This is a genomic window from Neptuniibacter sp. QD48_55 (genome assembly GCF_047778115.1).
Classification (GTDB): domain Bacteria; phylum Pseudomonadota; class Gammaproteobacteria; order Pseudomonadales; family Balneatricaceae; genus Neptuniibacter.
The window spans coordinates 1,774,816-1,789,271 of the sequence record NZ_CP180555.1 but is presented as its reverse complement, the minus strand read 5'-3'; the positions used below and the strand labels follow the sequence as shown (position 1 = coordinate 1,789,271).

The 14,456-nt window shown below is 47.6% G+C and carries 1 protein-coding gene (running past one end of the window); it reads right to left on the bottom strand.

Annotated features, from left to right (window positions below):
- Window positions 1-14,456, bottom strand: the 5' end (the start) of a protein-coding gene (locus tag ACMXYW_RS08235; RefSeq protein ID WP_415905864.1) for a Calx-beta domain-containing protein. It extends 19,981 nt beyond the left edge of the window; the window shows 14,456 of its 34,437 coding nt (coding positions 1-14,456); its start codon is at window positions 14,454-14,456; its stop codon lies off the left edge, out of view.

Here is a 14,456-nt window from a genome sequence, read left to right as displayed (position 1 = left end):
ATATCAAGGGCGATAGTAATCGTTTCTGATGTCGCAACTTCCGTACTTGCAGCAGTTACAGAAACATCAGACGCAGTCACTGAACTGCTCTCACCAATGTATGCCAAGGTATTACCTTGAATAATCGCTTCCGTTTTTGTTACAGCTACAGTAATTCCGGCACCTAAACCAAAATTCAGAGGCGCTGCAGTAGCAGTAAAAGTAGAATTTGCATCAATATTCAGCGGTCCACCGATCAACATGACGTTGGTGCTACCTAATGGAACCGTTCCTGCTCGTCCGCCGATATAAGCTTCAGTCGTCCGATCCACTGTGGCTGATACTATTGCTCCAGAACCTGCTCCACCAAGCGATAAAGCTACAGAAGTGACATCAGGTAAAGCACTGGCAATAGAATCAGCTGTGATATCCATTGCACTGGCGGTGACGGTCATATCACCATCTGAATAAGCCCGAGTTGCACCGCCAATATTCGCGCTGCCGTTAACTATGGATATTCCAGCACCTGTAGCAGCTGCTAAACCAAATGAAGTGGCATTAGCGATATGACTACTGTCTGCATCTATCTGAACCAGATTGCCTGCGGCAGTTAAAGTTGAATTCCGAGCATATGCTTCAACATCACTGTCAATGTCCGTAATAGCCGAAGCACCTGCGCCTGCGAGGCCGCCTAGGGCTACGGATACTGAAACAACTGAACTGTTGGCATCGATTTCTTGAGTCGCATCTGAATCGATCTGGATCGTACCTGCACCCAATGCGGTAACAGAACTATCTTCTACTGCTGCTATCACGGTATTCGTGATGTAGTTCTCAGCCAGTGAAACACCAACGGAGGTACCTAATGCCCCCACCGATACGGCAAACGCAATAACATCGGCCTGAGCGTCGGAGATATCGTTAGCTGAGATAACGACATTACCTGCTGAAGTTATATTAGATCCATTGCTGACTCGTGAACTTACCGTTGAAGTGGATGTATTACGTGCAAAGCCTCCAGCGCCTGCACCTGCAAAGCCGATTGAGATTGAAACAGAGACCGCAACAGAGGCAACAAATGCATCCAGATCAGATTCAGATTGAGCAAGTAAGGTGACGGTTCCTGCTTCAGAGGTTACATCTGAGTTATCTATTTCAGCTCGGGTAATGCTGTTATTGGTATTTTCAGAAGTCGCTGCAGATACCCCGACAGCCACACCTACATAAGAACCGCTAACAGATAGTGTTACCGCTGCAGCATCTGAAGTCACAGACAGATCATCGACAGCGGTAACAATCACATCGCCACCTGCCTCAATGAAATGGGATCCGCTTGCATCCTCAATATAGGATTCGACCAAGCCGTCGACGGTATTTTCAGTTACAGCCGCACTAATGCCGGCTGCTAAAGAGAAACTACCTGATACGGCGACAGTAACAGAGGCTGCAACACCCAGTACATCAACATTGGCCTCAGATTCTGCCTCGACAGTGAGGGAGCCGCCGATATCAACCGAAGAGTTTTCGATGCCTGCCCGAACAGTGCCGCTATAGGTATTACTTGCAACAGAGGTAGACAAGCCAACTGATATAGCCACACCACCCGATGCACCCACTGCAACGCTAGCTGCAACAACATCAGTATCAATATTAGTGACATCTTTCGCGCGAACCGTTAGATCCCCTGGCGCATTAAAAGTACTGTTATTGGTGATCAGCGATTCTGTAAGGTTTGCGGCATTCACTGTCGCAACTGCAACACCTACCGATGCAGAAAACGCAAACGCACTGCTTGCTGAAACACTAAGGGCTGCACCGACTGAGAATGTAGTTACATCGCTATCAGAACGGGCCGACAAAATAGTTGGAGCAGCAGACGTTAAGTCGATATCAGAGCCTGAGATAATGGATTGAACAGATGTATCGAAATCGACGGTAGATACTGCAACGGCACCAGACAATGATACGGAAATATTTGCACTTGCAGCTACGCTCGCTGCTACAGCGACGGTCAAGGTATCTAAGAGTACTCGATCTTCTGCAGTCACGGAGAGCGTGCTCGCATCAATATCACTATCGATGACGCTAGCAGCAATAGTGTTACTCATATTGCTGGTAACAGATGCACCGCTACCTGCACCAGATAGTGAGAAGTTGCCACTCGCTGTAACAGATAAAGCCGCTGAAATACCTTTTGTTGTGACTGTTGCCCTATCTCCTCCTAGGAAAGATTGGGCATTAACGGTGACATTATCCGCATCTATTGTAGAGCCTTGAATTGTGGCTAATAAATCATTGGTTACATTGACGGTTGCTAAGCTCACAGAGATCGATACGTCGATCGCTGCAGTTGATGATGCCGCAACCCCAATGGTGGCAGATACAACCAGCGTATCCACTTCACTAATATCTATTGCTTCAACTAAGACATCATCAGCAGAGGTTATGGTGGATGGGTTTATTACTGCTTCTGTGGTGCCACCAACGTTGGCAACGGATTCTACGACTGCGAAACTTACACCTACCGCTGCTGAAGAACCTGCGGCTAACGAAAGTGTTGCGGCAACAGCTTTGGTTTCTATATCAGTGTCGTTAAATGCCAACACTGAAACTATATTAGGATCTGTGATCGCTGAACTTCTAATGCTCGCAGAGGTTACCGTGTTCGAATTTAGCGTCGCTAACGTAACCGAGCCAGATACAGTGACTGCAGCTGTGCCACTAGCAGACGCTCCGATCGATGCTGCTACCGCTAAGGTGTCGATAGTGAGTTCATTGGTGGCCATCACTACTACATCAGTCGCATTGTTAATGGTTGCAGTATCAATGGTGGCTTCGACAGTATTGGCTAGCGTATTGGTAACTGCACTACCAGAACCGGACGCCCCGACGCTAACGGTACCACCACCGCCAACCGAAACAGAGGCAGCTACCGCATTGGCATCTACTGAGCCATCTGCAAGCGCTGATACATCAACTGCGCCATTGGCAGTAATAAGCGATCCATCATCAATTGCCGCTCTTAAGTCCGTATTGATGTCGTTATCCGCAATGGATACCGCAATTGCCGCTGATATTGCAGCACTACCACCACTGCTAATGGCTAAACCAATTGAGGCAGCAACCACAGTCGAAGTAACAGAAGAGCTATCTTCAACATGAACGCTTAATCCGGTGGTGCTGGTAACAGTACTGTTACTGATTCGAGCTGCCACAGTATTGTTCAGAGTATTCAAAGATGATGCCCCCGCACCTGCACCCGTGATCGCAATATCACCTGCAGCTAAAGATAAGCTAGCTGCCACACCCGTAGAGAGAATCGACATCTGCGTATCAGTACCAACTGTTACGCTGCCGCCATTCACTGTTGAGTTGATAATGCCTGATTCTGTTACGCCACTGAGACTATTGGTAGCTAATACAACGGACACACCTAGAGCAAAGGCTGCTGTGCTACCGACTGCGACTGAAGCTGATGCAGAAACCACCTCTGAATCTAGAGATGATGTATCTACCGCATCCACACTAACCGCGCCTGTTGCATTTACAGTGCTATTTTCAATGACCGCTCTGGAAACACCGCTATGAATATTGTCTGCCGCTGCACCCGCGCCAGCGACTGTACCTGCCACATCACCCGATGCACCAACAGTGACAGCAACTGCAACTGTGGTGACATTCATCTGTAACGATGAGGTGAGATCTATATCAAGAATGCCGCTACTAGTGACATCGGAATTAAGCACTCCTGCGGTCACTGCTGTACCCACATTGTTGATGGCGACAGCTGCTGATGCATCTAAACCAAAGGCAATTGAACCACTGGTTGCGGTAACACCTACACCAATTGATGTGCTAATTGCATCAATCAAACTACTGTTAGTAGCGCTAATAGTGACATTGCTGGCATCAACAACCGCACTGTTTTGAATTACCGCTTCTACAGCGCCATTGACTGTATTAGTAACGACCGCAACAGTTACAGATGCTCCGACAGCGATATTACCGCTGCTGGCATTTACACTTAAACTTGCTGCTAACCCTAAGGTTTCAATTGTTCCTGCTGAATCGGCATTGAGTATCAGATCTCCGCCAGTTGATAGACTGCTGTTATCGATTAACGCTCTGGTTTGTGTAGAAATGACATTATCTGCTGTAGCTACGGTGACATTTAAAGTGATGGCACCATCACTGCTGCCTGTGACCGAAGCGCTTGCCGCAGCGACATCTGCATAGATCTCTGCGGCATTAGAGGCATCAATATTAGTATTGCCGTCAATAGTTGCATCAGCTCCATTTACCAATCCTGCCTCAATAATGTTGCTGATGGTGTTCTGGCTGCCTGCGCCACTACCCGTTCCACTGAGTGAATAGGAACCGCTAATGGTCACGCTGATGGCTGCTGATACTGCGACAGCATCAATTGATGTATTGGATTCAGCATCTATATCCAATGCTGAAGCAGTAAGTATCGAGTTAGAAATTAGGGCTCTAGTTGTATTATTAATTTCATTATTGGCATTAGTGGCTGTGACATTTAAGCCACCCGAACTGCCAGATCCACTGACAGCGGCATTGATGCTAGCTGCCACTATGTCGGCTGTAATAGATGAGTTATCGATAGCTGATAAAACGAGTGATCCAGCCAGATCTACAAATGAACCTCCCTCGATCATCGCTTCAACTGTACTGTCTATATCATTGAAAGCTAAGGAAACATCTGCAGAGAAACTTGCGGATGTGCCATTCGATGAAGAACTAATTCCCACCGATGCCGATACCGCTATGGCTTCGATACTCGCTTCTGATAGTGCAGAAATAGTCGCTCCTGCAGAACTGCTGGTTAGGCTAATATCGTTAATCGCAGCTCTGGCTGTATTGCTTATATCATTATCAGCCACAGCTACACCGATACTGCCAGATACAGAAGTATTATCAGAACTGATCGCCAAACTGAATGAAGCTGCCGCTGCATCAGCAACGATTAACGATTGATCCGTTGCTATAACTGATACTGGGCCAGCAACCGTAATTGTCGCACCTGAATCAGCTACGTCTTCAATTTCTGTAATGGCGCTATTGCTGATGGTATTAAAGGTTAAAGCACCGGTAGCAGCAGCACTGATAGCATTATTATCGCTAGATTGCGTGACGGATAACGCGACACCAAAGGCCAGAGTATCTATCTCGGAAGCCGTTAAGGCTTCAACAGAAAGCGCACCACCTGCATTTACTGAAGTCGAAGACAGAATTGCCTCTGTAGAGACATCGATCTCATTCACCGCGACCGAAACACCTAAGCCGACCCCAGCCTGAGAGCCGCTACCACTGCCGACGCTGATCGATACGGCTGCTGAACCTGCAGTCGCAGTAACAATACTTACATCAGATGCATACAGGCTGACATCACCCGTTGCCACGATACTGCTAGGGTTGATAACGGCGCTGATATCACCAGTAATAAAGTTACCGGAGCCGGAACCTGCCAACGCTAATGCGCTACCGTCATTTGCCAGTGCTCCTGCAATACCTAAGGTGAAAGCGTTGACTGTTGATGTGGAGGTTGCAGTGACATTAACGTTGTCACCCGTGGCATTAACATTACGAAGAGCAGCTGTTGTATCTTTAGTAATAACGTTTTGCGCACCTGCGGCACCCGCTGCCGCTGCACCTAAATCACCGCCGCCTAGTGATAACGCTAAGGCACCTGCACCGGCATCCGCATTGATGTAACTGTTATCTGTCGCTGTAATATTTATATCACCTGCACTCAACAATGTTTGCGCTGCGCCAGTGTTGGTAATACTTGCTTCGGTTGAAGCTAAAATGAAATTCCCTGAACCGGAGCCTGCACCGGCTAAGGCATCAGAGTCATTGGCAATTGCTGCGGAACCTGCAATGGTTAGTGCCTGAATGCTGGATGAGTTAGTTGCGCTAACGTCTACCCCACCGGTAGCGCTAACTGGAGTATCTGTAACAGTCGCTCGAATGGTTTGTGTAACATCATTCACCGCTACAGAGGCGCCCACAGCACCGGCTGTACTTCCGCTGTTGTCATAAGCAAATGTGGCACCACCTGAATCGGCTCTAATATCTGAGCTATCTTCGGCATGCAGGGTTAAATTGCCATCGGTATCTACCGTGCCACTATCAATTTGAGCTAAAAGTTCGGTATCAACGACATTAACTGTGACACTGCCTGCACCAGCGAATGTTATATCACTGGAATTGTTGTTATCGCTGTTACCCGTTTTGATTGCACCTGCGACTGCAATGGTGACCGTATCAAGGTTAGTAGCACCCGTTGCAGAAAGGGTCACGCCACCTGAATTCGACGTTAGATCATTACTGCCTAACGCCCGTGCCCAAACACTATTATCAATTATATTGACTGATACTGAGCCTGTGACACCGGCATCGGCACCATTGGTAATCGCTAAACCACCAATGATGTTGGTGACGTTGGTTTCATCAGCACCACGCATTAATATGCCTTGGTTTGCGGCTGCACCGGTATTATCACCATTGATAGTGGCTCCAGTGCCTAATGTGGCATGGGTTTCACCGTCGAGTACAGCAACGCCAACAGATGCTGCGATACCTACATTGGTTCCGCCGTCATTGTCACCGTTCTCATTGCCGCCATTGTCCTGCCCTAATGAACCAGAGGCTGCAATAGCTAAGAGTGTTACATCGTCATAGCTGGTAGCGGTTACAGATAAGCCATTGACGGTTTCTGTACCTTGATCGCCATTACTATCAAAGATGCCGTCTCTTACAGAAAGCCCAGCACCTTGGCCTAAAGATGTTACTTCGGCCCCCTCACCGATCACGGCATGGGTGCGATCAATATCGACCAATACCCCAACCGAGATACCTACTGAAGAGCCACTCATAGAGACCCCAAGGGTTCCTGCGTAGCTTTCAATGGCAGTGTGGCTGTTGGCTGCAACCATCGCTGAACCTGTCGTGTTAACAACTACATTGCCTGCTTCAGGTGTTTCAGCATCCGGATCTTTACCTAAAACCGCACGGGTATCAGTCAGATTAACCAAGACATTGAGGCCGCCAGCGCCTGAAGTACTATCACCTGCGCCTAAGTTAGCCGTTAATTGGAAAATATCCTCGGTACCATCAGCTTCAACGATCAAATCGCCGCCAGTGGTAATGGATGTTGGTACTAAAGCGTTATCGGACGCTTCTATGATCGCTTCAGTAGATTTGGTGATAACCGCTACGCCTAGGCCTATACCGACACCGGTAGCATCTTTACTGCCTGCCAGAGCACCAGCAAATGTTGAAAGTGTAGTATTGTCTGTTGCTCTTACCGTCAGGTCATTGCCAGAGCTCACCACAGCTCCAGCACCTATGATCGCTTTAGTATTTAATACAAAGACATCAATCGCTGCAGATCCGGCACCTGCATCGCCACCAGACCCAATTGCAGCACCGGCAACGAGTGTGGTGACATCAATGCCGGTTTCGTTAAGCACTGGGACAATGATTTCTAGAGGGCTGACAGATGCATCTGCGATGACTGACAGATCTCCAGCGGAATCAATTGAAGTACCATCGCCAACGCTTGCAAGAGTGGTATTTTCAACAACATTAACCCCGATTGCAGCTCCAACACTGGTACCCTCATCGGATAAGGTTAGTGCACCACCACCTGCTATATTCTGTAAACCTATATCTTGTCTTGCTTCAACGCTTAGATCGGTACCAGTCGTTGTAAGGCTCGCACCATCAGCGAGTGTAGCGCTAGTGTTACTGATAATGACATTAACGCCTACAGAACCGGCCACGGCAGTATTATCATTCTCGCCTTTCTGAGTAGAACCACTACCGGCCAGTGAGAGCAGTTTAAAGTCGTTACTTTCACCGCTTGGAGTGCCCGCCTCAATGCTGACAGACGCTGCAGTGATATCGCTATTGCCGATAGATGCATGAGTATCTAACAATCCGACATTTACAGTTACGGCAGCGCCTACTGTGGTTTTAGCATCATCAGCAAAAGCTGTGGCGATGGCTTGTGTATCTGCGTCAGCATCACTGGTTGCTTTGACGGTGAGATCGCCACTGGCATCGATAACCACGCCATCGCTAATAGAGGCATTAACTTCAGGGGCAATGACAGTAGCGCCAATCGCTGCAGCTACACGTACAGTACCACCTCGTGTTTGTTGTGATGCATCTTCACCCGTACCACCTTGACCACCCGGATTAGCGGTTTGTGATTCAGCGGTGGTATTTGCTCCTTCAACCTGGTCACCTGCTGTAGGTGCAGAAACCGAAGTGCCGGCCCGACTATTGGCATAATCGGTTTGATTACTTGTTTCCTCATCTGAGGTATTACCGCCGTCTTCTTCAGACTTCGATCCTTCTGAGCTGGCTTTAGCCACGGTTGTCGCATCAATTTCTGATAACGCTACCACTGAAACATTACCAACACCGGTGTTGACGCTTCTTGCAAGTAAAGCATCGGTATTGTCTTCTACCCAGCCCATCGCAAAGGAGATACCCACGCCGGTTTCACCTCCATCGGTTTCCGCGTCAGCTTCCGTTTTTTGAGCCTCTAAGGTAGATGCGGAGATACTTAGATTACCTGAGACGTTAAGAGAGTCGCCGTTGGAATCAATCTGAGCTGATGTGTCGTTGTTTGCTACGCCTATAGCTACAGCGCCACCAAAGGCTATTCCATCGGAACCGGTTGCTTTAGAACCTGCTTTAGCGAGTGTCACCATGGTGTGATCACCCTCAGCAGAAACAGATAAGTTGTCTGACTGGCTAATGTCGCCACCTAAGATAGCGACATTAGTATCATGTGCGCTGACATTCACAGCAACGGATAAGCCACCACCGCTGCCACCAGAGGTAGGGTCTCCAGGTAGAGCACGTGCTTCATTGCTAGTGCTGGATTCAGCTTTAACGGTGACATCGCCAGTTGCAGTAATATCTGAACCATCACCTAAGGTTACTGAAGTTGAACCGCTAGCTTCATTGATTGCTACGGTACCGGCAACACCAATATCACCACCACTCGCACCGGAGTTGGCTCGTGCTGATGATGAGTAAGTTGATTCTGTAATTTGGTGAGAGCTGCCCGTACCTATACTGGTTAATTCTACAGCCTCACCTTTTAGAGCGTTTTCTTTGGAATCGGCAAGTTTGAGTCGGCCATTGCCTTCGATAATGGCATAGTAGGTATTACCATTAGTTAACCCGCCAATATCGGTACCGCCACCATTGCTGTAGACAATCTCATCACCTGTATTAAGGCCCAACGTGTCTTCTAAGTGAATTTCTAAACGTTTTTCGTCTGGGTCAAAGTCGAGGTTATCTTTACCATCACGCTCTATACTATGATTATCCCCGCTACCCAAGGATGTAAGATCGATTGCTGTACCGGCATTTGCATCCGCTTCAGAAGCAGCCAGTTTAACTTTCCCATCACCTACATCGATTACGTAATACTTAGTCGTACCACCATCGTCGGTTAGGCCACCGATGCTGGTATCACCGCCATTGCTATAGGTAACTTCATCTCCAGTCTCTAAATCATCGACATCCCCTACATAGATAGTGTTTGCATCAATATCAACACTGATGGGCTCTTTAGGGGTGACTTCGACATCGCGATCAGCCATCTCTGCAGTGACATTCACACTAGCTGCAGTAATATCGGCATACTCTATTAGAGAGCTATTACTGATATCGGAAGTGCTGAGTGCAACAGCGACACCTACGCTAGTACCGCCTTCATTTGTGGTAGCGCTACCATCGGCTTCCGATAGTGAATCAGCATTAGCGGAACTGTTTACGTTGATATCGCCAGCTACGTTTATTGTGATTGGATCTAAAGAAGTGCCACCAACATAAGCGGAAGTTTGTGAATCACTAATATTGACCGAGATAGCTGCTGCAACGCTGATGGTACCTTCAGAGGTAGATGCATCGGGGCTATCGTTATCACCGGTGCCTTCATCACTATTGCTGCCTGCAAAGCTTCGTTGTGAGGCAACCTGATCATTAACGCCGTTATCATCCCCGCTATTTTCTACGCCATCATCCTGTTCAGCACCGCTTGAGCTGGCTTTAGCTGTCGTTCTTGAGGCATTGTTGCCTCGTGCCATCAACATCATGGCTCCGCCTGCTGTCAGATCCCTAGCGATCATAACGGCAGTACTATCATTGGCTGATACTAAGGCTAAAGAAGCACCGATTGCTGCATCAGAACCTTCAACGTCACCTTCTGCGTCAGCTGTGGTTCTGCTGGTTTGTTCGGCATTAAGGGTTAGACCTCCACTGAGATCAAGTAATGATCCGGCTTGGATATTTGCATTGGTATCATTGAAAGCTATGTTAAGCGCGACAACGGGAGTAATCGCTACACCACCTGCCGCACCTGCACGAGCAATAACCCATTGTTCATAAGTACCATCAGCATCCAGTATTAGATCAGATGCGCCTGTAATACTGGCATCTAGAGCAAGTTCAGATAAGGTATCGTTATCACTGACATTCAAGGCGACTGATGCGCCAATACCTACACTTTCACCACCTGCATTTTCTAATGGCAACGCCATAGCGGAATGCTCAGTGACTGATTCACTATTAAGACTGACAGCACTGTTATTCAGCATGGTAACGATGCTATCCGCAGCGATTGAGGCGGAAGTCGTTACATCGACAAGGTTAATTGCCAAAGAGCCTGCAACACCTACATCACCACCACTCGCACCAGATGTAGAACGTGCTGTTGTACGATGAATCGATTCGGTTAACCTGTGATTATCTCCAGTACCAGATCCAGTCACCTCAATCGCATTACCTGCAAAAGCATCTTCACGCGATTCAGCTAGCTGAATCTCATCACCAATTATCAGGTAATAGGTTTTACCGTCTGATAGCCCGGTGATATCACTACCACCGCCATTGTGATAAGTAACTTCATCACCGGTAACATAGCCCTGTGGTGCTTCAAATTTGAGCTCGTATTGAGGGTTGAAGGTGATATCTTCTTCACCCGCGCGTTCGAATGTGTGCTCGGTGCCACCACCTAATGAGGTTAAGTCTATAGCAGTGCCATTATTGGCATCGGTCTCATTTAGGGCTAGCTTGTATTTACCATCACCGGCATCGATCAGATAGTAAGTAGTGCCATCAGTTAGCCCGCCAATTGCGCTGCCGTCATCGTCTTGCTGATAAGTAACTTCATCAGCGGTTTCTAAACCTTCTACGCCTTCGAGCAATATTGTGTCTGCTGCCAGATCGACCACAGTGCTAGAACTAATATCGCTGCTGCGTTCTGACATCAAAGCATTTACTGTCAGTCCATCAGCACTGACAGTGGCTCCGGTGTCAACGATAGAACCATCACCAACCGATGATAAATTTAGGGTGTCTGATTTATTGATTGCAACGGCAGCACCAACACTTACACCGCCATCTGTAGATGTCGCACTTGCATCAGCTATAGCGGCAGAGTCACTGTTAGCACGTGAAGTTACCGTTAAGGCGCCAGTTGATGAAACGACTGCACCATCAGCTATCAAAGCGGAGTAATTGGCTTCACCTAAATTGATTGAAATTGCAGCTGCAACACTGACACTGCCATCTGATGTTGAGGCATCAGGTGTTTCTGAACTGTTAGTTGAACCAGAGTCGGTTCTACTGTCAGCTTGGGTATTTGCAAAACCGAGTTGCTGAGCGTTTTGATCATCCACACCATCAGGATTGGAACCATCGTCCTCTTCAGCTCCAGCAGCACTGGCTTCAGCATGAGTTCTAGAAACTGTTGCGCCCTGAGCTAGCAACATCACCTGCCCGCCAGATGAGATAACATCACGCAAGATTTGTGCTTGAACGTCTTCTTCGGCAATGGTCAGCGCTAAAGAAGCACCGAGACCAACCGAATCACCCTTTGTATCACCTGCTGCATGGGTACTTGTCACGCTGGTATGATCAGCGGTTAAAGAGAGATCGCCTGCTAGATTAAGTGTATTACTACCCGCTGAAATCTCAGCGATGGTTGAGTTTCGTGCAATTGAGATCGCAACTACTGGAGTAAGTGCTGTACCGCCTGCTGCACCGCCAACCGCTTTGGTATCCATAAAGTAGGAGCCAGTAGCATTAGCGTCAATCGCGGCTACATTGCTCAACAGCGCATCTTCTACAGAAGCTCGAGTTACAATGTCTGAGATGTTTACTGCGACAGATGCACCTAGACCAGTACCTTCACCATTGTTGCTATCACCATCATCGGTGTCATTACTATCGCCGTCGCCTTCAACATCAGCTTTGGCAAGTGCGTTAGATTTCACGGCTGAGAGCGCATTCAACGATAGATCGGTTGATCCCAGATCTAGTGTTGCACCCGATTCAACCGTAGCTTCGACTCTCGCTGTCACAGCATTAACGGCTAATGATCCTGCGACGCCAAGATTCCCGCCACCAGAGCCTGATTCGGCTTCAGCTTCAAAGCTATTATCGGCATCTAGAGTTGCACTCACTTCAATTGCATCGGCAGAATAACTGCCAGCACCATCTAGATAAGCAAGGCTATCAACGGTTGCGATATTTAAAGCAACTGCGATACCTACACCTGGTGCAGCAGCCCCAGTATTAGAGCCATCAGCTGTTGCGGTTACAGTGTCAATTGAAGTTGCATTAACATCGATGTTGGCATCTGTAAGGCTGGTATCGGTGGTGATACTGCCGCTTGTTTCGATGTAAGCAGCGGTTAGATTATCAACCAATGTTAGTGCTAAAGCGCCAGCAAAATCGACATCACCCTCTGCTGTACTGGCTCTGTCTGAATTGTCACCATCGTTGTTAGGATCTTGTAGCGCACTTTCTGTCTGGTTACCGCCGCTGGTATTTTCTTCTGAACCACCTTGAGTTGAAGTTGCTTTGGTATGCACTTGATTGGTGGTTGTCGCGCTAACGTTAACTTTTTCTGCTGTGCTACCGAGTATTGAAGAGCTGCCGTCTATGTAAGCCTTAGTTTCAGTGAAAACTAAACCCATCGCTAAAGTAGCACCGGAATCACCGAGAGAACCATCAGTTTCACTGTTTACATCGATATCCGTGCTGGCAAGAATATCGACATCACCACTGATATTAAGGGTACTAGCGCCAGAAACATGCGCTTTAGCACTTGAATCAACGACAACAAGCGAGATTGCCGCATCTGCTTCGCTATCGTTATCCCCTGCAGTCGCAGCATCAGTTTGGTCGCTACTTACTGCGGTGGTCGCTTCAACCATCAAACTATTGGCTGTGATTGCTGTATCAAGAATATTAACTTCAGCACGTGCTCGGGCATAAACACCAACTCCATCAATACCTGCACCTAATAGATCTGCAGGTACAGCATTTACAGGCGAAGAAGCTTGGGCACGAAGAACAACAGCAGAGCCACTAACTACGGCTGATGAAAGGTCTATTTTTGCGTTAGGGTCTGAAAAATATAAACCGCTAAGGTCGATAGGAAGCTCAATATCTTCAACTGCATCCAATGGGCCTGTAAATTCATCATACAGATCCCCTACTGTTTCGATCGTACCTTCATCAGATGCGGTTGCTGTAAGCGTAATATCCCCTGCAGTAAGCGAACCTGTAACAATAATCTCTTCGGCATCTACGGTTAAATCTACACTGCCAAGATCGAGATTAGTTAACGTAATAGTATCGTTACCATCGCCACCATTGATGGTTAATGAATTGAGTGGTGCAAGGAACGTTGTATCCTCAAATGTAGTACCTGATAAGGTATATTCACCGGGAGCTAAACCATCACTTAACTGCGTATCGTAATCATCCCCAGCAGTCAGATCGAATATGACATCTGATAAGGTGCCAGTAGCTGTAATCGGTTCTAAACCTACGTAAGTGATCAGGTTATCATCTAGAGCTACCGTACCTGAATCTGGCCCTGTCGGTGTGAATACGACATTTTCGTAGTCCCCCCCTTCAATCACTAAGCTATCGAACCCTCCATCACCGCCATCAATAACGCCGCTTAAGCTACCGTCAGGCATAAAGGTGAAGGTATCTTCGTTATCAGCTGAACCTGTAAGATTTTCGACATTACTGAACTGAAGATTGCCATTTAACGTACCAGTATTAGATCCGGTGATCTGCCAATCACTGTCAGCAGTTGGACCAACAAGGACATCATTACCTGCTCCACCTTCAAAGGTGATTACAATTCCAGGTGCTGCAGCTTGGTCAAAATCGATACTCAGACGATCATCTAGGTCAGAACCGGTAATAACGACATCGCCTACTTCACTTAATAGGCGTTCAGCGAGTAATACCGGTGTATCTCCAGAGGTATCGAAAAGCTGTAAAATCGGTGGTGTAGCTAGCTCTTCGAAAAGCTTGAGGGACAGATCACTTGCTGTATCCGGATCTGCGACAAATGATAGTGGGTCAGCTGATAATAACAAACGTGGCTCAACTGGCTCACACAT